This is a genomic window from Sediminibacterium salmoneum NBRC 103935, from assembly GCF_000511175.1.
Classification (GTDB): Bacteria; Bacteroidota; Bacteroidia; order Chitinophagales; family Chitinophagaceae; genus Sediminibacterium; species Sediminibacterium salmoneum.
On record NZ_KI866530.1, the window covers coordinates 2328469 to 2354786 of the forward strand.

Annotated in this window: 18 protein-coding genes; 2 read left to right on the forward strand and 16 right to left on the reverse strand. The window is 38.4% G+C overall.

Features of this window, described 5'->3' with window-relative positions; translation table 11 throughout:
• Positions 1-4: 4 nt before the first annotated feature.
• The 10 genes from P767_RS0110935 to nadA form a co-directional block, all read right to left on the reverse strand.
• On the reverse strand, positions 5-1855 hold the full coding sequence (locus P767_RS0110935; protein ID WP_026764526.1) for an acetylxylan esterase: 1851 nt from the start codon (positions 1853-1855) through the stop codon (positions 5-7).
• Entirely contained in the window at positions 1852-3042 is a 1191-nt protein-coding gene (locus tag P767_RS0110940; RefSeq protein ID WP_026764527.1) for an acyltransferase family protein, read from the reverse strand. Before P767_RS0110940 ends, P767_RS0110935 begins: the two co-directional genes overlap by 4 nt.
• A gap of 15 nt (positions 3043-3057) precedes the next feature.
• On the reverse strand, positions 3058-3882 hold the full coding sequence (locus P767_RS0110945; protein ID WP_026764528.1) for a hypothetical protein: 825 nt from the start codon (positions 3880-3882) through the stop codon (positions 3058-3060).
• A 17-nt stretch (positions 3883-3899) separates the two neighbouring features.
• Positions 3900-5000: an acetylxylan esterase gene (locus P767_RS0110950; RefSeq protein WP_026764529.1), complete on the reverse strand. Its 1101-nt coding sequence runs from the start codon at positions 4998-5000 to the stop codon at positions 3900-3902.
• A gap of 23 nt (positions 5001-5023) precedes the next feature.
• Entirely contained in the window at positions 5024-5230 is a 207-nt protein-coding gene (locus P767_RS0110955) for a hypothetical protein (protein ID WP_026764530.1), read from the reverse strand.
• 152 nt (positions 5231-5382) lie between these two features.
• The gene (gene recA, locus P767_RS0110960) at positions 5383-6405 is read right to left on the reverse strand and encodes a recombinase RecA (RefSeq protein WP_026764531.1); all 1023 of its coding nucleotides are present in this window, start codon (positions 6403-6405) and stop codon (positions 5383-5385) included.
• 185 nt (positions 6406-6590) lie between these two features.
• Positions 6591-8483 (reverse strand): gamma-glutamyltransferase family protein, encoded by a 1893-nt coding sequence (locus P767_RS0110965; protein ID WP_026764532.1) that lies wholly within the window; start codon positions 8481-8483, stop codon positions 6591-6593.
• A gap of 22 nt (positions 8484-8505) precedes the next feature.
• A complete protein-coding gene (locus tag P767_RS0110970; protein WP_026764533.1) occupies positions 8506-9720 on the reverse strand; it encodes a dipeptidase in 1215 nt (404 codons plus the stop codon).
• Positions 9721-9810: 90 nt separating this feature from the next.
• Positions 9811-10986 (reverse strand): cytochrome-c peroxidase, encoded by a 1176-nt coding sequence (locus tag P767_RS16830; protein ID WP_037352692.1) that lies wholly within the window; start codon positions 10984-10986, stop codon positions 9811-9813.
• A gap of 76 nt (positions 10987-11062) precedes the next feature.
• Positions 11063-12004 (reverse strand): quinolinate synthase NadA, encoded by a 942-nt coding sequence (nadA, locus tag P767_RS16835; RefSeq protein ID WP_316929615.1) that lies wholly within the window; start codon positions 12002-12004, stop codon positions 11063-11065.
• A 546-nt stretch (positions 12005-12550) separates the two neighbouring features.
• Between nadA and P767_RS0110985 the strand changes: the two genes are divergently transcribed.
• Together P767_RS0110985 and P767_RS0110990 are read left to right on the forward strand one after the other, a co-directional pair.
• Positions 12551-14641: a peptidylprolyl isomerase gene (locus P767_RS0110985; RefSeq protein ID WP_026764534.1), complete on the forward strand. Its 2091-nt coding sequence runs from the start codon at positions 12551-12553 to the stop codon at positions 14639-14641.
• 97 nt (positions 14642-14738) lie between these two features.
• Positions 14739-15242, forward strand: a complete 504-nt coding sequence (locus P767_RS0110990; RefSeq protein ID WP_026764535.1) for a DUF2480 family protein — start codon at positions 14739-14741, stop codon at positions 15240-15242.
• On the opposite strand, the gene P767_RS0110995 is transcribed toward P767_RS0110990, so the two are convergent.
• The 6 genes from P767_RS0110995 to P767_RS0111020 all read right to left on the reverse strand — a co-directional run bounded on the left by P767_RS0110995 (position 15243) and on the right by P767_RS0111020 (position 26002).
• The gene (locus tag P767_RS0110995; RefSeq protein WP_026764536.1) at positions 15243-16013 is read right to left on the reverse strand and encodes a sterol desaturase family protein; all 771 of its coding nucleotides are present in this window, start codon (positions 16011-16013) and stop codon (positions 15243-15245) included. It lies immediately after the preceding gene.
• A gap of 3 nt (positions 16014-16016) precedes the next feature.
• The gene (gene polA, locus P767_RS0111000; RefSeq protein ID WP_026764537.1) at positions 16017-18836 is read right to left on the reverse strand and encodes a DNA polymerase I; all 2820 of its coding nucleotides are present in this window, start codon (positions 18834-18836) and stop codon (positions 16017-16019) included.
• A 134-nt stretch (positions 18837-18970) separates the two neighbouring features.
• Entirely contained in the window at positions 18971-20287 is a 1317-nt protein-coding gene (locus P767_RS0111005) for an amidohydrolase family protein (RefSeq protein ID WP_026764538.1), read from the reverse strand.
• A gap of 11 nt (positions 20288-20298) precedes the next feature.
• Entirely contained in the window at positions 20299-23439 is a 3141-nt protein-coding gene (locus P767_RS0111010; RefSeq protein ID WP_026764539.1) for an amidohydrolase family protein, read from the reverse strand.
• A gap of 95 nt (positions 23440-23534) precedes the next feature.
• Positions 23535-25403: a tRNA uridine-5-carboxymethylaminomethyl(34) synthesis enzyme MnmG gene (gene mnmG / locus P767_RS0111015; RefSeq protein ID WP_026764540.1), complete on the reverse strand. Its 1869-nt coding sequence runs from the start codon at positions 25401-25403 to the stop codon at positions 23535-23537.
• Between the two features lie 26 nt (positions 25404-25429).
• Entirely contained in the window at positions 25430-26002 is a 573-nt protein-coding gene (locus tag P767_RS0111020) for a hypothetical protein (RefSeq protein ID WP_026764541.1), read from the reverse strand.
• Between the last annotated feature and the right edge of the window lie 316 nt (positions 26003-26318).

Genomic DNA, 26318 nt, shown 5'->3' on the forward strand with positions numbered 1-26318 from the left:
GTATTTATCTTTTCCGTCTTTTTACTGCTTGTTCGGCAAACCAGATTCCGATAAATGAGTTATGATACACCGGAATTTCGTGACCCAGATCCGGGAATATGTATAATTCACTGGCGGCTCTTGCATCCATTCTTAATTTATTATACGCCGCAATGGCACTGCTTGGAGAAATAAAATCATCCTGCAAACCAACAGCATACAAAACAGGACATTGCACTTTGGGCATAAAATTCTGCAGGTCGAAATAATTAAAGGTCTCGAGCATTTGTTCTTCGGTAAAATCCGGATTGTCTTTCAGGTATCTTACGATAGCATCAGATGGGAATGTTAATACACGTTTACTTTTTCCAACCGCAAAACTGTTTTTCCAATCGGCAAAAACCGGATTACTGGCAATAACCGCATTAATCTTATTGGGTAATAATGCAGCAGTTACCAGACCCATGGTTGCACCCTGACTACCCCCAAATGCCAAAACCCGGGTTAAATCCATTCCCATATGTTCGTGGGAATACACAAAATCAACTGCGCGGATACAATCCATGTATATGCCTTTATAAACATATGCATTTTTATCTTCTGCATTAATCATTATTTGCTCTTTGTCATCGGGGTTAAATTCTTTCTGGTATTTTTTATCAATCCCTCTTACATTAACAGCAAATGAAATAAACTCATCAAACAGCAATGGAAATACTTCTTTTTTGTATCCTCCGTATCCAATAATTACAGGATATTTTCCCTTTAATTTAGGAATAGATAAGAATCCATAAAATGGAAACTCATCCAGGCCTACCATATCTACACGATATACATCGTGGTATTTGGTGCTATGCTCTTCACTACGGGTTATTTTATATTGAGGATCTACTTTTGCCAGATCGCTCATGGCTGTTTGCCAGAACTCATCAAAATCGGGTGGCAAATAATACGGTGTGTTGATTCTTCCTATTTCATATCCAAAAGCATACTGAGCTGTATCATCATAAGTAGAGGTGTTGGTTGCCGCTCTTAAATTGTAGATGCCCTCTTTTTCAGGTTTGGGTATTTCAATCTGAAAACTTCGCTGCCCCTTGGGTGCAATTTTTAGTTTCACCTGCGTTTTACTAACCACCTGACCCATTTCCGTTTCAACGATGGCAGTGAATGTACCTTCCTGCTTAACTTTATATTTGTTGGCAATAGAAACAGAATATTTAATTTTTTCTCCGGAATAGAAAACACCGTCTTTCTTGTAGGGCTTGAGTTTAATAATCATTTCCCCTTCTTCGTAGGCTTCCTCTTCGGGCGGTGGTGCTTCTCCAACCTGATCTGCCCCCAAACTTTGTCTACCTGGATCGCCGGATAAATTATCAGCCGACCAGTTAACAGGTGGCGTATTTACAATTGGCTCCTGCTGGGTTGATGGTTTTCGGTCTTTAGATTTCCGTGGAGGGCCTATATAGGCAAAGCTGCCATCGTAATTGCTATTGAAATTGGTTAGTTCAATGGCCATTTTAATGGTATAGTTTCCTTCTTTTTCAATGGGTACATCAAAATTGGCTGTAAGCGTTTTTTTAGCATTGACTTTTACATCCAGACTGTTTTGCAATATTTCCTGATTGGCATTATCATAAACCGTATAAATCAAAGTTCCTTCCTGTGCATCTTTGAGATTGTTAATGAATTGAATTTTATACTTAACCGGAAACTTACGGTTGAACCTTGCTTTTTTATTGTAGGGTAAAATATTTACAATAACCGGGTCTTTGATTTTGCTTTTCTGGGCAAAGCCATTATCTGCAAAACAAATGATTCCCGCTAAAAGGATAATCAATGGTAGTGCCGGGAATCGGTATTGGAACTTAAATATCATCTTGCAGTTTTCTTTTCTAAGAAATTCGACTTTCTGATGTATAAATTAATAGGCTCTTCTATAAACTTATATAAAATAATCGATATGATCGTGAGTATAAAGAGGTGTGAAAACAAAACCAACGCAGTATAATTCAGGTGTTCAGACAGCCACCAGTATTCATTTTTATCTAACCAGGCATAAAACGAATCGGCCGAATTGTGCAACCAGTTAGATGTAAGATTCGAGATAAAGCCCAGATGGATTAAATAAAGAATGTAAGAGCTTTTGCCTACCAGTTCGCCGATTTTGCTTCCCAATATTTTTTTCGGAATAGAATTCTCTTTAATTAATCCATAAAAGAACATGCAAATGAAAACAGGGAGTATTACATTATTGGTAAAAATACCAATTGGTTGGTATAGTGCAAACGGCACTTCTTTGGTGATTGGCTGATTAATCATAATAAGATTGGTGCAACCAATTCCGATGATTCCCAGCCAGGTAAACAAGGAAAAATTACTTACCGTGTCGTCGGCTTTTCTAATAATCATGGCAAGTACCATACCCGAAAAGAACTCCACTGTTCTTCCTAAAAAAGTAGAGATGAATAAAAACTTAAATGATCCGAAAAATCCGTAGAAATCAACATTTCTAAAAATCAACACCAACAAAACACCCATTCCTGTTACCACTAACGGGGCAACCAAAAAATAAATTTTACTTCTCTTAATCAGTAAAAAGAAAATGGGAGCAGAAAAATAAAAGCACTCTTCTACGGTTAATGACCAGCCTTGTGCAATCCCCGTAAATTTCATATCATCAAAAAATCCACGCAGGAAGGTTATGTTCATGATGAACAAAGTAGCCGGACTGTTCTTTCCGTTGTAAATACTGTTATCATTGGCTATCCAGGCATATAGAAATACAGCAATCGTTAAAATTAAATAGATAGGATAGACACGCGCAATTCTGTTTTTTAAATATTTACGCATCCAGGTTCCGGACAATTCTACAGTATCGTAATAGCGCAAACAAATTAAAAATCCACTCAAAACAAAGAACATGGAGAGGGGAAAATGGAACTCATTTAATACGCGAAATAGTAACGGCGGAAAATCCTGCTGATTAAAATGATGAAAAAATATCAAAATAGAAGCAAGGCCTCTGACTCCTGTTAAAGATGGGATGTAGGTTTTTGCCGTCATTAATTATTTGTTTAGTTAGAGTTCTGCCACCAGAGAAATGGCTCCTCCGCCACCCTTACCCGTATTCCTTCCGCTTACATCTGTAAACAACGTGAAGAAAATTTGATGGTTTTGGCTGATTCTTCTACCATATCCTGCTGTTAATCTAAAATAATTAAACTGTCTGTTTAAGAACAAATTGTTCGGATTGAAGAGGGTTTGGGTACTGGTAGACTTTGTCCCAGCCAGCTGGAAGGTCAGCTTATTGTCTTCATCCAGCGGAATACCCAGTAAAGCATCTCCGAATACCTGGGTAGGACCCTCCGGACTAAAATATTGTCTTACGCCCAAATTGATGTCGAAATAGGTGTTGGAATAGCGCTCACCGTTAGATCCGGAATAGGTAAACTTAACTTCACCACCCACCTGCTGAAACCCTGTATAAGGGGTTTTATTAACATCATTGGAGTATAAAGGCACAATCAGCGATCCTGTAACGGTTAAAAACTTAGAGTAATCAAAAGTATTCAGCAAGTAAGAAAGACCAAAACTGGCATCACCCAGGCTGGAATTGGTCTGGGTAGAGCCCGTTTCTAGTTTTCTCTGCATTACATAAGAGATATTCCCAACAAAATCGAGTTTTTCACCAATTCCAATACCCCCGTATAATCCAAAATAATGCGAGGCAAATCTGCCGTTATTGGAGTAAGCAAAATAATTTCCGTTGGCATCCCAGTAACCCTTTGCCATATATAAGTTGTAGGAGGGAACAATCAGGTATTTACCCCTTCCAATCGGGAAGCCCGCTTTTGCCACATTAACCAATAAAACAACCAGAATAAGTGCTACAAGTTTTTTCATCATTACATTTTTGAAACTCAGAGAATTTTCTTCATCCAGAAACTTTCATAACGATAATACACATCATCCATTCCGTTTTCTTCTAAACTCATGTATATATTTCTGTTATCAATCCGAATCTGGTTATATAAGGCAATGGCCGCCTGTGGCGGACAAAAGGTATTCTTTTGATTGTGACCAAAGAGGACCCTGCATCTGATATTGGGAGCAAAATTGACCGGATCAAAAAAGTCCCATATTCTGAATAGTCCTTCCTGGTTTAACCGGTTTCTTGGATTTTTTAAGTAGGTCTGAAAATTGCCTACAGGCCAGGGGGTCACTTTTTGAGAACCGGCCATAAAGAACAGGGTTCTCATATCTGTGTACACGGGTCTTTCAATGATACATCCCTGAGGGCGGTTGTCTAAAGATGCCACAACCGTTGCCAGCACTGCGCCCTGTCCTTCTCCTTTAACTATCACTTTTCTCAGGTCGAATTTTAAGTACTCGTGACGGTATATAAAATCAAGACCGCGTAGTGCATCCATATAAACTGCGCGATAGATATATTTATTGCGGTCGTTAAGATTTATGATATTAAACGTATTGTAATCAGCATTCGTATTATCCTTGCTGTTTCCATGACCCCGGACATTTAATCTGAATACAGCCATATCCGTTCTTAGTGAATCGGGGCGCAGGTCCTGAAGATATCCGGGTAACTCATATATCACAGAGAATTTTCCCTTTCGCTTAGGAACAGATAACCAACCCCGAATGGTTTGGTACTCCAATGATTGAAATTCAACCAGAAACACGTCTACATCACGGGTACTTTGATCGCCTCTTCGGGTAACCCTGAACTTAGGATCAATATTCACCAGTTCTCTTCTGGCATCGTCCCAGAACTGATCAAAATCTGCAGGACGGTTTACATTGGCATATACTTTTTCCGGATCAACTCCATATCCATAAAGCAAGGTATCAACATAATTGTTGGCAGAAACCATTAACTGGAGCTGATAGAAACCAGGCTTGGTGCGATCGTTTTCAAGATAAAGGTCTTTCATGTATCCCTTACGGGCATCCATGGTAAAGCCCATTTCCTGGTTGTACACTTCTTCGCCTTTGTAATTCATTACTTTGGCTTTAATAGTACCCCTTATTTTTCTTTGGTATTGTTTCTGAATCGGAGATTGTAGCCAATTTTATCATCATCCCTGAAAATGGCTTCTTTTTTAAATGGGCGAATATCATACCCGATTCCTTTCTGTGCATAAGTTACCCCGCCGAACAGCAAACCCAGTATAAGTAAGGATTGCAGGATGCGGCCGCCAAGGATCAATTGTTTGGGTACCTTTGCGTTCATATGCACGAATAATTAAGCAGGGCCAAAAATGGCCACTAAGTGTCTGATAAACGACCAAATAGGGTGAATTATTATTCACTAAATCATTATTTAATACAAAAGCCCCGGCTATTGCTAGCCAGGGCCGTTTACTAACCCATCAAAAAACATCTTTATTCTTCAGCAGCCTGTGCAGGTGCTTCTGTAACTGTAATTAATTTGGCTCTTATTTTGGCTTCAATTTCATTGGATAAATCAGGATTATCCAATAATAAAGACTTAACCGCTTCTCTTCCCTGACCCAGTTTATTGCTTTCATAACTAAACCAGGAACCACTCTTCTGTACAATGCCCATTTCAACACCCATATCAATAATTTCACCCACTTTGCTGATTCCTTCGCCGAATACCAGATCAAACTCAGCAGCACGGAATGGAGGAGCAACTTTATTCTTTACCACTTTTACTTTTACACGATTTCCAACAGCCGCATCGCCATCTTTAATCTGAGTCATTCTTCTGATATCTAGACGAACAGAAGCATAGAACTTCAAGGCATTACCACCAGTGGTCGTTTCCGGATTACCAAACATGACACCGATTTTTTCACGAAGCTGGTTGATGAAAATACAAATGGTATTGGTCTTATTAATAGTGGCGGTTAATTTTCTCAACGCCTGGCTCATTAATCTGGCCTGCAATCCCATTTTACTATCTCCCATTTCCCCTTCCAATTCTCCTTTAGGAACCAATGCCGCAACAGAGTCAATCACCACTACATCCAAGGCGCCGGAAAGAATCAAACGGTCTGCAATTTCAAGGGCCTGTTCGCCATAATCAGGTTGTGATATCAAGAGATTGTCTACATCCACCCCTAATTTTTGTGCATAAGCACTATCAAAAGCGTGTTCCGCATCAATGATGGCACACATGCCGCCTTTCTTTTGTGCTTCCGCAATTACATGAATCGCAACCGTGGTTTTACCAGAAGATTCCGGTCCGTATATTTCTACAATTCTACCTTTTGGTAAGCCGCCCACACCCAATGCAGCATCCAATCCCAGTGATCCGGTTGAAACCACTTCCATGGGAGCGGAACTTTTTTCATTCATCATCATTACGCTACCTTTTCCAAAATCTTTATCAATTTTGTCGATGGTTAGCTTGAGGGCCTTTAGTTTTTCTGCATTGCTCATATTATATGTTTTAGCGTGTCTTTAATGGATGAGAAAGTAAAACTAATCAATACAATTTAATTAAACTAATATTTTTAGTATTTTTTTACTAATCCGTTTAGTTTTCCCGTTCAGGTACCAAATATAATACGCCGCCCGATAAGAGGGCAGCGTATTTATTCAGGTCTTTTATACTTTTTAACCCATTACCAGCCAATTCCATAATCTTCCCCGTTATTGGAAGATCCTCCCCATAAACTTTTGTGCTTACGGTCCAGGAAAATTGCATTGATGGGCCCACTGGTTCTTTGGCCAAAACTTAGCTTGTAACCCATTTTTTTCAATGCTTCTCTGGTTGGTTCTGGAGTTCTGGCCGATAGCAGCAAGTCTCCCGCTCTGGGCATACGGTCTTTTATTTTAGTTCCACCCAATGATAACCACAGTTGATTGCTATTGATATTTTCCGCTTCAGATGCCTGTTGTACTGTCATATTGAATTCAACCATGTTCAGGAAAAACTGTAGAAGATTCTGATCCTGGGTATCACCTCCCTGAACTGCGAAAGACAAATAGGGTTTGCCGTCCTTTAATGCCATGGAAGGAGTTAATGTAACACGGGGTCTTTTTCCCGGAGCAACCACATTAAATGGATTAATGGTTTCGTCGAGTACAAAACTCTGCATGCGCTGGCTCATTCCAATACCGGTATTTCCCGCAATGGTAGCCGGTAACCATCCCCCACTAGGGGTAATAGAAACCACCCAACCCTCTTTATCTGCTGCTTCCACCGAAGTAGTACCTCTCCACAAGCGGTCCATATATTCATCCAGTTCTGCCTTAGCTGTAACAGAACTGTCGTGTGCAGGTACAAAATTTCTTTTACCCGTACTGTCAATGGTAAAATTCCATTGTTTTAATTGATCCTTATACGGATTGGTTCTTCCTTCAAAAGGATAGGGGTCTCCGGGAGCAACGAGGGCATTATTTTTTAATGGGTTAATTAAAGCAGCCCTTTGTTTTGCATAGTCTTTGCTTAGTAAGCCGCTCATCGGCTGAGGGGTAGGAGCAAAGGCCGGATCACCATAATAAAAATCACGGTCAGCAAATGCCAGACTCATCGACTGATAAACGGTGTTTATGTATTGAGGAGAATTGTAACCCATTTTCTTCAGGTCGAAATTTTCCAGGATATTCAATGCCTGTAGCATAGACGGTCCCTGTGTCCACTGGGTTAACTTGTACACATCAATGCCTTTATAAGTAACCATTGCCGGTGTTTCTTCTTTCACTTTCCAATTCGCCAAATCCTGTTTGGTAATTAATCCGCCTTGTTCCTGAGCACCTCTTACAAACTCATCCGCAATATCTCCTTTATAAAAACGATCGTAGGAGGCTTGTAATGCCTGCTTTCTTGTCTTTTTGTTTTTCAATGCGGTTTGCTCTGCTTCCACCAGCTTAGTGAGGGTATTCAACAAATCCTGTTGCACAAAGATTTCACCAGCTTCGGGGGCTTCTCTTTTTTCACCCAGGTGTGGCAACAATACTTTTTTACTGTAAGGCCATTGTTTAATTCTGTCTTTACCTCTTTCTATGCTATTGGCGGTCTGGGCATCAATTGGATATCCTGCAGCCAGTTGCATGGCAGGGGCCAATACCTGTTTCAAACTCATAGTGCCATATTCAGAAAGCATATGAATCAGTCCTCCTACAGTTCCGGGTGTAACCGCGGCCAGGGGACCATATTCCGGAGGAAACTGATATCCCTTCGACTTAAAAAATTCCGGAGTTGCTCCGGTAGGCGCCACACCCAATGCATTGATGCCAATTACTTTTCCTGTTTTTGGATTGTAGATAATGGCCTGCGTTTCACCGCCCCAGCTCAATACATCCCACATGGTACAAGTAGCTGCCAGCATAGCACAGGCTGCGTCTACCGCATTTCCTCCCTGTTGAAAAACAATAGAACCCGCTGTTGCGGCCAGTGGTTTACCGGTAATCGCCATCCAGTTTTTTCCGTGAAGCGGAGGTTTTTGTGTTGCCTGTGCCATCAACATTGTTCCCGCAAAAAGCATACTGACACTCAGAAAAATTTTCCTCATAAAACAGTTGTTTGGATAATTATTAATTAAGCTGGGCTTTCATTACTCTCATCAGGTTTCCGCCCATTATTTTGTAAACGTCTTTTTTGGAATAGCCTCTTTCCAGTAAGGCCTTTGTAATTAATGGATAACTGGTTACATCTGTTAGTTCTCTCGGGCTGGCGCTGATGCCGTCAAAATCAGAACCCATTCCTACATGGTCCACGCCAATTCTATTCACAATATAATCCAGATGCTTTAATAACATTTCCATCGGGGGTTGAATGGCAATGGATTCTTCTTTATGCATATCCACAATCATCGATTGGGCATATTCTTTCTGCATGCCGGTAGCTATCAATGAATCAATCTTGGCTTGTTTATTCTGAAGAAATGCTTTCTCTCTTTTTTTGAAAGAGCTATCTATAAAGGCCGAATAAAAATTCAATTGAATAACACCTCCGTTTTTACCCACTGCATCTATCTGGTCGTCTTTCAAATTTCTGAAGACCGGACACAGAGTGTAAGCATTGCTATGCGAAACCAGTACGGGTTTGGTGGTTGTTTGTATAGCATCCCAGAACGTTTTTTCTCCAACATGACTCAGGTCAACCATCATACCCAGCTCGTTCATTTTTTTAATTACCTGTTTGCCAAAATCGTTAAGTCCTGTTGCTCTGGATTGGGTTAAAGAATTATTGTTGTCTTTATTCAGATTTGCCAATGAAGATTCATCCATTGCAGAACTGGCCCATTCTGTAGAATTGTTCCAGGTTAAGGTCATGTAACGAACACCCCTCTTATACAGCGCTTCCAGTTTATTTAAATCTCCCTCTATCATATGACCCCCTTCCACACCAAATAAAGCAGCGAGTTTTTTCTTTTTGATTGCTTTATTAATCTCAGAGAAATGTTGAATAATTTGAATTTTATCCGGATTTCGGGCAGCTACAGCATATAAAGTATCTATTTCTCTATTGGCCCAGGCATAGGGCTCTTTTTTATTCCCATCGCACCATACACTAAAAATCTGAACGTCCACACCCGCTTCTTTAAATCGCTGTAAGTCGGAATGTGTTTTACCGGTCAGGTCCCGATCAATCAGTAAATTTTTTTCAATTGAGGCAGTTAATAAATCATTGTGTGAATCGGCCATTATTGCACGCTGGTGTACTTTTTTATACTTTTTATTTTCGTTTTTATTTTGTGCGTTTGCAACGGAAACAAAAAAGCAGAGAGCTAAAATCAGGTACTTCATTTGATGGCTTTGGCTAAAGCTAAAAAATTTGTACTGCAATCAATAGAATATTTCTTTGATTGGGTAAACAGCCAATTGATATTAAAGATTTTACTTAAATGGATTGGACCATTTTGTATTTGTGGCAATGGTGGCATCGGTTAGGGTTCTCATAAAAGCTACTAATGCATTTTTTTCAGCTGCGTTTAAATTCAGGCGGATAGGTTGGCCATTCGGTTGTTTCAATGCATTATCAAGGTTAGGGTGTGCCTTTACGCCACTATTGTAATGTTCCACTACTTCATTCAAGGTTTTAAATCTGCCATCGTGCATATAGGGAGCAGTTAAAGCAATATTTCTTAGCGTATGTGTTTTAAATGCACCCAATCCCGCTCCATTATCCACATTGGTATTGATATCAAGCCCGTTATTTCTTGGGCCGGGTACCGCAGCCACAAAAGCTTCAGTGGTATGACAACCAAAACAGCCGGCACCCCCATTCTGCACGGGAGTAATAAATATTCTTTTTCCCTGATTTTCCTCTGCAGAAAAATTTGGAAAATCAGCAACCGGATTGTTTACCTGTGCCCTTCCAATATCGTATTTACTATTACTGCTAACAATACTTCTTACAAATTGTGCCAGAGCCAGGGCAATTTTATTGGTGTTTACAGCTGTGTCACCAAATGCATTACTAATTAAAGGGGCATAATAAGATTGTTCTCTTACCCTTTGTGTAATAAGTGCCAAAGTCATTCCCATTTCTACAGGATCCTGAAAAGGCATTAATACCTGATCTTCCAAAGTAGCGGCTCTTTCATCCCAGAAAAATCGACCACGTTGATAAAATTTGGCATTAATTAAACTCATTGAATGCCTACCGGTTTTTCCTCCGGCAAAACCATTACTTAATACAGCCGAATCACTAAATCCAAATGCCGGATTGTGGCAACTTGCACAGGATATTGTTTTATTAACACTTAAATTCTTGTCATAAAATAAAACCCTGCCCAAAGTGGCGCCATGATTGGTAATTGGGTTGGCAGCAGGGGTATTATCAATACCATTTACAGATGTAGGAGCACCACCACCTGCATTTTGAAAAAAATAGGCTGGTAATCCTGCATTCACATAATCAAAAGGTGTGGCAGGTAAATTGAGAGCAGCAGAAATTAAAGGATTGGTTCCTGACGCTGTTGCAACCGGTGTAACTATTGTTTCTTCTGACTTATTACAAGCTACTGAACCAATAAAAAGGGTCAGTAGCCATAAGGGGGCTGTTTTCATATCTGGCATTTGCTGCTTTGATATGAAATCTTTCTATTCGTTTAAATCTAAAATAAAATAATATGTTAAATAGTCATTAACCACCAATCAGGCCGGCAGCTCTGCTAATATCCATCATGCGTTCCATTGGTTTTAGTGCCTGTAGCCTTAATGATTCATCCATGTGAATTTCAGGAAGTTCATATTTCATGCAGAGATATATTTTTTCCAGGGTATTTAATTTCATGTACGGACAATCATTACATGCACAATTATTATTGGGTGGGGCAGGAATAAAAGTTTTAGTTGGATTATTTATTTGCATCTGATGCAGAATACCTGTTTCTGTGGCTACTATATAAGAATTATTGGAATCTGTTTTTGTGTATTTCAATAACTGAGTGGTACTGCCTATATAGTCTGCAATATTCAAAATAGCTTCTTCACATTCAGGATGAGCAATTAGTTTGGCTTCGGGATGTCTGATTTTTAATTTTACAATTTTCTCCAGACTAAAAATTTCATGCACCACACAGGCACCATTCCAAAGTAGCATATTCCTACCAGTTTTCTTGTTCAGGTATGATCCTAAATTTTTATCCGGAGCAAAAATGATTGGTTGGTCAACAGGTATACTTTCAATAATTTTCTCTGCATTTCCGCTTGTACAGATAATATCGCTTAAGGCTTTAATTTCTGCCGTGCAATTGATATAGGAAACTACCAGGTGATCGGGATGTTTTTCTTTGAAAGCCCTGAAAAGGGAGGCAGGAGCGCTATCTGCCAAAGAGCAACCCGCTTTTAAATCGGGTAAGAGTACTTTTTTGGTAGGATTTAAAATCTTTGCCGTTTCTGCCATAAAATGAACCCCGGCAAAAACAATCACATCCGCAGTGGTCTGTTTTGCCTGCTGGGCCAATCCAAGACTATCCCCAATATAATCTGCCACATCCTGTATATCGGTATCCTGGTAATAGTGGGCGAGTAAAACGGCATTTTTTTCTTTTTTAATTTTTCTATCTCTGCAAAGAGATCCAATTCAGGATCAATTTCCAAATCTAAAAATCCGTTCTCTGCTAATTTCTCTTTTGCAATGTGAATATTCAAAGTAATAATATTTAATAATTATTTATATAAAATCAACTACTATTATTAGGCATGTGTATATCGGGAAAACTTAGTTACACACATTGTGCAAAGCTAAGCTTAGTTCGTTTATACACAACAATTCACATTTTAATTCAGCTTGTTTATTCTTAGCTATATTTAATTTTCCTTGTTTATTAACAGTATGGTATAACTCAATTCACAACTTTGATTTTTGGTTATTCACTTTTGGTTCACTGTTAATTAACAGGTATAAATACCTACGGTTTTGTTCAAATAACCTAAGAGCCTTCCGATTTTTACCTATTTATTCTATTTCTTTTCACAGTTTTTTTATCAGAAAACCAATTTTTCCACGTGTTTTCAGGGTTACTAACAGAATGATGTGCATATTTTTCCACATCTTATTCTACTTGATTTTCCCTTATTTTTGCCTCCCCGTGTACAATCGGGATAAATTATATATTAATTATTTATTATGTCTGTAATTCAAACAATTCGTGATCGAGGCACTTGGATCATTTTTGTAATTATTGCTGTTGCTTTAATTGCTTTTATTCTTCAGGATGGAGCAGGCCGTGGTGGATCTGCCTTTTCAAACAGTTCAGTTATTGCAAAAGTTAATGGTACCACTATTGATAGAGGTACATTCGAAGAGCGCCTGAAAAATCAGGAAGCCATGTATGCCGGTCAGGGAGCTACCCGTGAGCAACTAATTGGAAACGTGTTTAACATGGAGGTAGATAATATTGTATTAAACCAGGAGTTTGAAAAATTAGGTTTATCAGTATCTGCCAAAGAATTGAACGATATTCTTTTTGGAGAAAATTCTCCATTGCGTCAGGAATTTACTGATCCTAATACAGGAGAGTTTAAAGTTGACGATGCAAAAAAAGCATTTGCACAAATTAAAAAGAGTAAGAATGCAGAGCAGGTTAAAATGATAACTACAGGATATATTGAACCAACCATTCAAAATAGCCTAAGAAATAAATACCAAAATTTATTATTACAATCTGTATATGTACCAAAATGGTTGGTAGAAAAGCAACAGGCTGATAATAATGCAGTAGCGAATGCTTCTTATGTGTTATATCCTTATGTTGCTATTCCTGATTCAACCGTGAAGGTTTCTGATGCAGATATCAACAACTATGTAAAGAAACACAGTAGTGAATTTAAAAAGGAAGAAGAAACCAGATCTATTGTTTACGTTAACTTTAGTGCTGCACCAACTTCAGCTGATTCAGCTGCAACCTTATCTCAAATTTCTGCATTGAAAGAAGAGTTTGCATCTACTTCTGATGCTGCTGCTTTTTTAGGTAAAGTAGGAACAGAATTACCTTATTATAATAGCTATTTCGGCGGAAGCAGAATTATGGTTGCTAACAAAGATTCCATTACCCGTTTGCCTGTAGGTGGAGTATTTGGTCCGTATATAGATGGCAGCAACTATGTTATTGCTAAAATGGTGGGAATAAAGCAATGGCCCGATAGTGCTTCTGTTAGACATATCTTAATAGGTACCAATGATCCTCAGTCTGGTCAGATGCTTCGCGATGATTCTACTGCTAAGAAATTAGCAGATAGTATTCAAACTGCTATAAAAGCAGGTGCTGATTTTAATAGTCTTGTTGCTAAGTATTCTGATGATGGTGGTAGCAAAGACAAGGGTGGTGTTTATGATTATTTTCCACAGGGAAAAATGGTAATTCCATTCAATGATTTTTCATTTGATAATCCAGTTGGAACAAAAGCTGTTGTAAAAACCGATTTTGGTTACCACTATATTGAAGTTCTGGGTCAAAAGAATCGTGGTGCCGCCTATAAAATTGCATATCTGGCTAAACCAATTATCAGCAGTAATGAAACTGTAAATGAAGCTAATACAGAAGCTGCAACATTTGCAGCCTCTGCTAAATCTGCAAAAGCTTTTAATGAAAATGCTGCTAAACTGGCCAAACCAATTTTGCCTGCAAGTGATATTAAGAAAAATGATTTCTCTGTAGGCACAATGGCAAATACCCGTTCATTGGTAAGATGGATTTATGAAAATAAAGAAGGAGCTGTTTCTGATCCTACTGAAGTAGGTGATCAGATTTTAGTAGCAATGATTAGCGGAATTAATAAAGCTGGTTTAATGAGTGCAACCGAAGCCAGACCATTAGTGGAAGGCATTATCAGAAATGAAAAGAAAGCCAAAATTATCATTGATACCAAGTTAAAAGGTAATACCCTTGAAGAATTGGCAAAATCTTCAGGAGCTTCTATACTCAGAGCAGACAGCATTGCCTTTAATGCTGGGTTTGTAAATGGTGTGGGTAATGAACCAAAAATGGTAGGTGCTGCTTTTAACAAAGCAAATGTTGGTAAAGCCTCTTCTTTAATTGCCGGTAATGCCGGTGTGTATGCAGTTAAAGTTGAAACCATAGGTGCTAAAGCAGCGGATGCTTTACCTGAATCAGTAAAACAAACCTTAATACAAAACAGAAAAATGGCAGCATACAGAAGTGTGGAAGCACTTAGAAAGGCAGCTACTGTAAAAGATAACCGTTTTGATTTTTATTAATCGGTAAGGACTTAGTTAGAAACCCACTCATATGAGTGGGTTTTTTTTGCGCCTCTCGTAAATCTTTTTCTGGGAATCTTTCTAATTTTATACTGTTATGGAACCAATTGTTAATAAAGTTGAACAGAGCGGTATTATCAGCCTTGATCTGGAGTCTTATTTTTCAAAGGACCCGATTATGGTTTTTGATTTGAAAGACTATCTTTTCATGGGATTAATTTTAAAAGAGAAAGATTTCAGGTCTGCTTTATTGAGTACAGACTGGGACCAATACAAAAATGCACAGGTTGCTATTACCTGCAGCGCTGATGCAATCATTCCTATGTGGGCCAATATGTTGGTTGCTGTTTACTTAACACCAGTAGCAAAATCTGTACATTTTGGTAATGAAGCTTCTTTGAGAGAGCATTTATTATTAGATGCCTTGAACACCATTAATCCATCTGATTATACTGATCAACGTGTTGTAGTAAAAGGTTGTGGTGAAGACCCGGTACCCGCTTCCGCATATGTCAAGATTACTTCTTTGTTAAGACCTTATGCAAAGAGTATCATGTATGGGGAACCATGCAGTACGGTTCCATTATATAAGAAGAAATAATTAACCTACCGGACCTGGTTTTCTGTTTGATATATTTTCAAATTGATTATCGTAATCTTTTCTGATTGTATTAAATAATCTATCCCAAATTAAAGTATACAAACCATAATTGCCTTTGAAATATTGGTGATGTTGATTGTGGTTTATTGAGGTATTAATCCATTTTCCAATAGTTGATTTATTGAATCCTTTTGGATACAATTCATAGCCCAGATGACCATACACATTGTATATAATTGAGAAAAGAAAGAATATAGCCAGGTGGGTTATATGTATGGGCAGTGTAAAATAGAAAATGATTACAATTCCTTGTTCAAGTATGGCTTCCAGCGGATGAAATGCGTATGCAGCCCAAGGGGATGGATTGGTAGATTTATGGTGTACAAGATGTATGTATTTAAACATGTATGGATGATGCATAATCCGATGCATAATATAGAAGTATAAATCATGCATTATGAACAGTATCGGAAACACACCAAAATAGTATGCCCAACCGTATGTTTCTATTAATTGATATCTGGTGGTATATTCTGCAATAGGTGGACTATTCAATATGACTATGATTAAACTGAATATCAACATTGTTACTACTGAATAGAATAGTTCCCTGAGATAGTCGGCATTCTTTGGGAATTTTTGCTGAATTTTCAGATAGAAATATTTTCTTCTGAATATTACATAGAACAATAAAAAACCAATCAGAGCAACGATAAAATACCGGCTGCTGATTTTTTGAAATGCTGTTAAAAATAGTTCCCAGTTCAACATATATTAATGTGCTTCTAACCAGTTGTTTCCTCTTCCAACTTCTGCTTCAACCGGAACATCATTGGGTAAGGGTAAAGCGGATACCATACAATCAATAATTAATTGCTGAAGTTCATCTGCTTCTTCCTTTACAGCATCAAAAACCAATTCATCGTGTACCTGTAAAATCATTTTAGATTTCCAGTTTCCTTTTTTCATTTCCCGATGAATTTTTATCATTGCCATTTTAATCATGTCTGCTGCTGTACCTTGTATAGGTGAATTAATGGCATTTCTTTCAGCAAAACCCCTTACAGTAAAGTTTGCGCTATGGATATCCCTTAACCAGCGCTTTCTTCCCATTAAGGTTTGAACATAGTCGTTTTCTTTGGCAAAATTAATTTGATCGTCCATGTATTTTTGAATAAACGGAAACTCTTTTTTGTAGTTATTTATAATTTCCTGAGCTTCTTTTCTGCTTACTCCTAAATTTTCTGCCAGTCCGAATGCACCCTGCCCATAGATAATACCAAAGTTTACACTTTTGGCTTTATACCTCATTTCTTTTGTTACTTCTGTTTCTGGTACTCCATAAACTTTTGCTGCGGTAGCTGTATGTATGTCTTTTCTTTGTTTAAAAGCCTCACACATATTGGGATCTCCACTTATGGCAGCTACAATTCTTAATTCAATTTGTGAATAATCCGCGCTTAATAATACTCTACCATCCTCTCTTGGTATAAATGCCTTTCTGATTTCTCTGCCTCTTGCTGTTCTAATTGGAATATTTTGCAAATTTGGATTATTACTGCTTAATCTTCCGGTTACAGCAACTGCCTGTGCATAAGATGTATGTACTCTTCCTGTTCTGGGATTAATCATTTCGGGCAATGCGTCAACATAAGTAGATTTTAATTTTGTTAATTCTCTGAAACTTAAAATATCATCTACAATTTTATGATTCCCTGCCAGCTTCAGCAATACATCTTCACCCGTTGCATATTGTCCGGTTTTGGTTTTTTTGGCTTTAGGGTCTAATTGTAATTTGTCAAATAAAACTTCCCCTAATTGTTTTGGAGAAGCCAGGTTAAATTTAACACCAGCCTGTTCGTAAACACTCTCCTCACATTTTTTAGCTTCTTTGTCTAACTCTTTGCTATAGTCATTTAGAAATGTTTCATCTATTTTAACACCCTCATATTCCATGTCGGTTAATACTCTTACCAATGGATTCTCCACTTCATAAAAAACCTTTTCTACTTCTTTATCTTTTAGTAAGGGTATAAAGCAATGTTTTAACTGAAAGGTTATATCCGCGTCTTCGGTTGCATATTCTTTTATTTTTTCTATTGCTACGTCCCGCATATTACCCTGGTTTTTTCCTTTTTTTCCTATTAAGGTTTCAATTGAAACCGGTTCATATCCGAGGTATTGTGCACTTAGCAAATCCATACTGCGTCTGCCTTCTGGCTCAATTACATAATGGGCAAGCATGGTATCGAACAAACTACCCTTGGGTTCTATACCATACCATTTCAAAATCAGTAAATCGTATTTTATATTTTGTCCAATCCAGCAAATGTTTTCATTATTAAAAAGGTTTTCCAATAAACCAAGTTTTTCCTTTACTGCTTTTTGATCACTGGAAAATGGAATATAATAACCTTTATTTTTCTCAAAGGAAAAACTCATACCCACCAGTTCAACATTATTGGCATCAGTACCGGTAGTTTCTGTATCAAAACAGATTTCCTTTTGTTTATTTAATAAAGACACTAATTCATTCAGCTCTTCCTCTGTTTCAATTAAAACATATTCATGAGTAGTGTTTTCAATATTTTTCTCTGCAACCAGTCCATAGCTATTATCTTCTTCCACAACCAACTTTTCTGTTGATTTCTTTTCCTCAACGGCATTTCCAAATAAGTCAGTTTGCACAGCAAGAGGTGCCGCCTGAAAAGCATTAAAAGTTTCTCCTAATATTCTTTTACCCAATGTTTTAAATTCCAATTCAGTAAAAACTGAATTCAGCTCTTCCCTGTTCCAATCTTTTAGTTTGTAATCTTCCTCATGAAATTCAACGGGTACATTGGTAATGATAGTAGCGAGTTTTTTACTGATGATGGCTGATTCTTTACCGGCGCGAACTTTTTCCCCTAAAGCTCCTTTTATTTTGTCCGCATTATCCAGAATATTCTCGAGGGTATCGTATTCTTTCAAGAGTTTAGCCGCCGTTTTTTCTCCGACGCCTGGAATACCCGGTATATTATCAACCGCATCTCCCATTAGTCCCAACATATCAACCACCTGTTCAACTCTGGCTATATCCCACTTGGTACAAATTTTTGCAGCATCCAAAATTTCTTCCGCATTTCCGTAAGCCGGTGGTTTATAGATATAGACATGTGGGTGAATTAATAATTGACCATAGTCCTTATCCGGTGTAACCATGTATACACTGTAACCCTTATCAGCAGCTTGCCAGGCAAGTGTTCCTATAATATCATCCGCTTCATATCCATCAATTTCAATTACAGGAATATTAAATCCCCGGATAATTCTTTGAATATCGGGAAGCGACGCCAAAAGATCTTCCGGCGCTTCCTGCCTGTTGGCCTTATAATCTGTAAAATCAGTATGTCTTTCTGTGGGTGCATGTGTATCAAAACATACAGCCAGATGCGTAGGTTTTTCTTTATTGATTAAGTCGTATAAAGTTGAAGTAAAACCAAATTGGGCATTTGTGTTAATTCCTTTTGATGTTATTCTTGGGTTTCGGATTAGTGCATAATAAGCCCTGTAAATTAAAGCCAGCGCATCCAGCAGAAATAATTTCTTTTCCATTTAGCTAAGGTAGTAAATACGTAATTGCCCTAGGATATTATAATATATAAAAAGCCCGGATACCAATGGCAACCGGGCTCTTTTTATTGTATAGGTAGTTATGAGATTTTCCCCATTACATGGGTTTAACCAATTTATTTAATACCATATTTGTATTTATATCTCTCATATAGTTGTTTGTGTTTGTTATCCAGTACTATTTTTCTCCCCTGAATAAAAGCATGTTCAACTACACTCGTGTGCATATCAAGAATATCTCCTGCGCTTATTACAATATTTGCATCCTTTCCTTTTTCAATAGATCCAGTGGTAGCATCTGTACCCAGAATTTTTGCTGCATTCAATGTAATTGCACTTAAAGCTTCTTCTTTTGTTAAACCGTAAGTTGCTGCAGTGCCGGCATTAAATGGAAGGTTTCTGCCTCTGTTTTGAGGATCATCATCATTAATACAGAATAATACGCCGGCCTTCTGTAAAACGGCAGGTGCTTTAAATGGCATATCAATATCATCATCGTCTAATGTTGGTAAATCATGCATTTGAGAAATGATAACACCAATATTATGTTGTTTCAATAATGGAGCAATTTGCCAGCTTTCTGAACCACCAACGATTACCACATTAAAGTCAAATTCTTTGGCAAAATCAATGGCCAGCAACATTTGTTTAACCTGAGAAGCATGAACAAATAATTTTTGTTTCTTCTCGAACAATCCTCTTGCTGCTTCAAGTTTCAGATTTACTTCTTTAGGAGATCCGGCTAAATACACTTTGGCTTCTCTGAAATATTTTTTTACAATTTCAAGTCTTTCCAAAGCCATTTTGGTTGGATCTGTTGGTGCCTGTGGCATAAACTGTGCAAATAAAGCACCCAAACGTCCACCAGGTCTGCCCATTAAACTCGGCATATATAAATGCATGCCATTGTCCATTTTGTACGCTGCATCTTCCCAATGCCAGGCGTCTAGTTGAACCACGGAAGATTGTCCGGCAAGTAATGCGCCTACTGGTGCTGTATGCGCCAATAGTATACCATTCGATCTTAAGGTATTGGTTATTTTAGAATCTGCATTGTATGCTGCAATGGAACGAATGCTTGGATTCATTTCACCAATTTCATTGAAATCGTTGGTAGCACGCACTCCTGTAATTTCAGTTAGACCCAGATTGGAGGCTGGCAAAATTAATCCAGGGTACACTTTTTTACCTGTGGCGTCTATTACTTCAGCACCGGATGCAGGCACTGAAATATTGGTTCCTACTTCTTCAATTTTACCATTCGTAATTTTAACGGTAGCATTTTCAATAACGGTACCATTACCAACGTGAACGGTACCATTTTTAATATATACTGTTCCTTTTTGTGATTTTGCAGGATAGATGGTTTCCTGCGCATTGCTTACTCCGGCTAGGAGTAAGAACATATTTAGTGTTAATACAATTTTTTTCATGTTTAATTTTTTTAGTGGTTGCTATTGTGTTCCATTTCTTCTTCACCAGCTTCAATTTCCAGTAAACCCAGTTTATGACCATGGTCTAAACAGGTATGAATGTATTTGTAACTGGGTGTAAAAGGAGCAACAGCTGCCCCGCCTCTTTTTTCACCTACCATTTTATTAATTAAACGGGTACGCTCTGCTTTTACTTCTTTACGCATTGCTTCGTCTTTGGCTCTGTCAAAATAGATAGTTCCATCTACAACAGTATACAACGACTTGGCATAAATGCTTAAAGGATGATCAGACCATAGAACCAAATCAGCGTCCTTACCTTCTTTAATACTTCCTACTTTGTTGTCTACATGCAACATTTTCGCAGGGTTAATGGTAACCATATTTAAGGCATCAATTTCGCTAACTCCACCATACTTAACGGTTTTAGCTGCTTCCTGATTTAATCTTCTGGCCATTTCAGCATCATCTGAATTAATAGCAACATTTAAACCTACCTTTTGCATAATTGCTGCATTGTAAGGAATTGCATCCTGTACTTCATTCTTGTATGCCCACCAGTCTGAGAAGGTAGATACATTGGCACCATGTGCTTTCATTTTGTCAGCAACCTTATATCCTTCCAGTATATGGGTGAATGTATTTACTTTAAATCCATATTTTTCAGCCACCCTCAATGCCACAACAATTTCGCTTGCTACATAGCTATGACAGGTAATGAAACGTTTGCTGTTCATAATTTCAACCAAGGCCTCTAATTCAAGATCTTTTCTGAATGTACTTGTAGCGGCTCCCTTTTTCTTAGCATTTGCCTCGTGTTCCTTTTTAGCAGCTTCGTATATTTTAGCTCGGTTAAATGCATCGTTCAATACTTGTTCTACTCCCATACGAGTATCAGGAAATCTAACATTTCCCTGAGTAGAAGAAGAACGTTTTACGTTTTCACCTAAAGCAAATTTGATGAAAGGATCAGATCCTTCAAATATTAATCCTTTATCATCTGTACCCCAGCGAAGTTTAATTAATTGGGTCTGACCACCGATGGTATTAGCAGATCCATGTAAAATATGAGAGCTGGTTACACCACCACTCAACTGTCTGTAAATATTAATATCATCAGGATCCAGGTTGTCCTGCATTCTAACTTCTGATGTTACAGATTGACCGCCTTCATTGGTTGAGGCAGATGCAATATGAGAGTGTTCGTCAATAATACCAGCAGTCAAATGTTTACCGGTTGCATCAATTTGTTTTGCTCCCGCTTCGCTTAGGTTCTTACCAATTTTTGCAATTTTTCCGTTCTTAACCAAAACATCGGTTCCTTCCAGTTTTCCTTGTTTTTCACTGGTCCATACGGTTGCATTTTTAAATAAGATGGTTTCTGGTTTTGGTATATTTTCCTCGTCATTACCAAATGCGGTAAAAGGATAAAAAGATTTACCCGTTTTTGGTGCAGTCTTTGGTTTAGCTTCTTCAGCTTTTGCAGTAGTCAGGCTAATTAGTTCAGCAATCCATGTAACCGCATTACCCAGAGAATCTACTCCGGTACCATTCCAGGTTTTGCCATTTGAATAGCCACTCAATTTATTTGCATTTGGAGGGAGTGTTGCTGATGCATTAGCTGCACCGCCCATTCCAGGTCTGCCCGTTCCAGCAGCTCTTCTTTGTTGTGGAGCAAAATTGATTTTTACATTTTTACCATCATAAGTAAATCGAACAGCCAAAGTATCTTTTCCAACCAGTGTTGCAGAACTGTTAGATTTAACTTCTAAATTGTAATCCTGTATTCCTTCTGCATTTTGAACCGATAATTTGTAGTTACCATTAATAGAATACCAGGCGTCTTCCTTAATAGCATATTTATTTCCATTTACCCAGTTGTGTAATATCACAGCTTTTTCAGAAAATACGGGGGCACTGGTAATCATGAAATTGGCAATCTTACCTTCGTCAATACTACCTACTTTATCATACACACCTAACCAGGTAGCCGGATTTTTAGTAAGGGCTTCCATAGCGGCTTTCTCACTCAATCCATATTCCATTGCTTTTCTAAGATTGGCTAAAAATGTTTTAGGGTCTCTTAAATCAGCGGATGTTAAACAGAAGGGAATACCCGCTTTTTCAATGGCCGCAGGGTTGCTTGGTCCTAATTCCCAGTTTTTCATATCGGCTAATGAAACCAATCTTGCATCATTGGGGTCTTCAACGTCCTGCGCCTGAGGGAAATTCAGGTTTACAATTAACGGTGCTTTGGTAGCAGCTACTTCTTTAATTCGCTGATATTCTTTACCGGTAGCTTTAAGAATATACTGAACACCGAATTCGTCACCAATTCTGTCGGCTCTCATTAAATTCCACAGATCAACGCCTCTGTCTTGTGCTTCAAAAATCTGAGGGAGGGTTTGCTGATCGTTAAAATATTTTAAACTGATATTATATCCTTCTTTGTTTGCAGCTTCCGGATTGTTTTTATACCAGGCAGCATCATTGTAGGTTTGGCGAAGTAATGCAATAGACCCCATTAAAGAAGAAGGATAGGTTTGAGTAGAGCTTCCTTTGCTAAATGAGTAATGTGCACTTGCTTTGTCTTTAACTATTACAAAGTTTTCCTTTTCATTGGATAAAGTAACAACGCTTCCGGTTCCACGGGCAATACCATCTCTCTGGTGTGTAAGTACTGTTCCGAAACCAGCTTCTCTTAATGTTTTTGCTTTTGCATCATCAACACTGAATAATTTATAAGCATTTACCTCTGTTTTAATTGCCTGGTTCCAGCCATATGCTCCTTTTTGGTTGCTGGTTAATTGAGCGGGTCCACCAAAGCCACCACCTGTTGGACGTTGAACCTGAGGCATTCCGTAGTCGGAATAGATATCAATAAAAGAAGGATAGATGAATTTATCTTTACAGTCAATTACTACTGCATCCTTGGGTATAGACACATTTGTACCAACTGCAATAATTTTACCATCTCTAATAACAAGACTACCATTGGTAATCGTGTTTTGAGCATCTTTTACAATTGTGGCATTTGTAAATGCATAGCAGCCATCTCTTTTATCTGCTACACCATTTACCGGGAATGTTTCTTGGGCCCGCAACATAGTTGTGAGTACCAAACAAGAAAACAACATCTTGATTTTTCTCATAAGTAAGGTCGATTTAGTAGGATTCTAAAGCTACTAAAATTGTCCTTCTTATGGAATCTTGGTTTTTGTTAATATGATGAGTGGATGAAAGGGTTTTATCTTCCCATATATACCATCAGAATTTGAATATCACTTGGATTAACACCACTTATTCTGCTAGCTTGTCCTAGTGTTGCCGGTTGAATCTTTTTTAATTTTTGCATGGCTTCATTGGATAGAGCTGAAAGTTTCGTGAAATCAAACTCCGCTGGAATCTTCATATTTTCCAAATCACTCATTTTATCTACCAGCTGTTGCTCTTTTTCAATATAGCGCTCATATTTAATTTGTATTTCTGCCTGTAATAGTTCATCTTCTGTATAAGTTTTTAAACTATCCGCCAATTCAGGCAAATGGGAAGTCATGTCTTCCAATGTTACGTTTGGTCGTAATATTATTTTAGCAGCTTTTTGTTTTTCTGTTAAGGCTGCTGATTGTATGGCAGAGAAATAGGGGTTGATTAAGTCTGGCTCAACAGCATAGTTGCTCATTGTTTTTTTAATTTCTTCAACATGAGCTTTTTTATCAGAGACCGAACGCATTCTTTCTTCTGAAGCCAGACCAATCCTGAAACTTTTTTCAGTTAATCTTAAATCAGCATTGTCTTGTCTAAGTAAGGTTCTGAACTCGGCCCTGCTGGTAAACATTCTGTAAGGTTCATCAGTTCCTTTATTAATAAGGTCATCTACTAATACACCTATATATGCTTCTGATCTTTGCAGAATAAAGGGTTCTTTATTTTTTGCTTTTTGATGAGCATTAATACCAGCTATTAATCCCTGGCAGGCCGCTTCTTCATAACCTGTTGTACCATTGATTTGTCCCGCGAAAAATAAGTTGCTAATTTTTTTTGTTTCCAGTGCGTGTGTTAACTGTGTTGGCATAAAATAGTCATACTCAATAGCGTAACCCGGTCTGAATATTTTACAATTTTCAAATCCCGGTACCTGACGTAAGGCGGCCATTTGTACTTCTTCAGGCAGAGAGGTCGAAAATCCATTGACGTAAATTTCTACCGTATCCCAACCTTCGGGTTCCACAAATAACTGGTGACGATCTCTGTCTGCGAATCTGCTGATTTTATCTTCAATGCTGGGACAGTATCTTGGACCAACTCCTTCAATTCTTCCCTGGTACATGGGAGATCTGTCAAAACCTGTTTTCAATAAATCGTGAACCGTACTGTTGGTATAAGTTATGAAACAGCTTCTTTGTTGTTCAGCCTTTACTCTGGGAATATTCATATAAGAAAAACCAACAATATGTTCGTCTCCTTTCTGTTCTTCCATTTTGGAATAATGGAGGCTTCTCCCGTCTACTCTGGGAGGTGTTCCTGTTTTCAATCTGTCGCTTTCAAACCCCAAAGAAACCAGCTGCTCCGTAATTCCGGTTGCTGCTTTTTCTGCCACTCTTCCTCCCCCAAATTGTTTTTCTCCAATATGGATCACACCATTTAAAAATGTACCGCTGGTAACCACAACCGATTCAGCCATAATCTCATGACCCAGTCCGGTTACGACTCCGCAGGCTTTATTGTTTTTGATGATGATCTCTTTTACCATATCCTGGTAAAAATCTACATTAGGTGTTTTCTCTAACCACTCTCTCCACTTTGCAGCAAATAACATACGATCGTTTTGTGCTCTCGGACTCCACATTGCCGGCCCCTTACTCATGTTTAGCATCCTGAATTGAATGGTGCTTAGGTCGGTAATGATTCCACTGTAACCACCCAATGCATCAATCTCGCGAACAATCTGACCTTTGGCAATTCCACCCATTGCGGGGTTGCAACTCATTTGTGCAATGGTTTGCATATTCATAGTAACCAATAAAACAGAACTACCCAGATTGGCAGCGGCCGCTGCAGCTTCACAACCGGCATGACCTGCGCCTACTACAATAACATCGTATTTTGAAAACATAGTGCAAAGATATTATAGGATTCCCCCTAACCGAATTTTTTTAGGATTTCTCTTTCTGTAAGAATTGCCTGGGCGGATTCTGTTTCCAGGTATTGCGCATATTCCTCTATAGTAAAACCAGGAATTGATTCCAGGTCTTTCTTGTTGGTTTGAATAAACGCCAATTGTTTTTCGGTTAGCCCCACCCGATTATTATTTGTGATGGATTCAATTTTTGCAATAAACTTGGCGGCCCCCGAAAATCCCGTATCTGCATAGAGCTTTTTAAAATAGGCTTTAGCAAAAGACAAGTCTGTAAAACTTCCATTTCCCTCCAATGAAGCTACCCTAATGTTCAAATAGTTCCAGCATAGTTTCAGCTCATCCTCTAAGGAGGTATCAAAAAAGGAAACAGGAATCACGTGTTCAAATTGCCAGGCAGATCCAAAGTTCTCCCAGCTTTGGTTGTTTACAAACTGCGACTCAAACCATTCTCTCAATGCTTTTCTATGTAGTCCAAAGTAAGGTGCATATTGTTCACTGGGGCTTCCTTCCAGTACGAACCGCCTGAATGCAACCTGCCATTTTCTTTTTTCATTCTTGTTGTCCGTTCCTTTCATTCCCCAAAGGTAAATGTGATTCGTGGAACACACACTAAAATGTTTCATGGTGAAACGGTTGCCCGTGGAACAGGTGCGTTCTACTGTGAAACGGGATTAGTGGAATATTTAAAAAATGTTCCGGATCGGAACGGTGATTCGTGGAACCTTCTGGAGTGCCTGCCTCTTATTTAATTGTCTCCTCACAGCCCAGTTCTTGCACGATAAGTGTTTGATCTCCGTCTAGTTGGAGGGAACTAATCCCCATTTTGCTATAATTGGGATTCAATAGATTCTTGCGGTGCCCCAGGTCTCGTATAACTTCGTATAATGTATG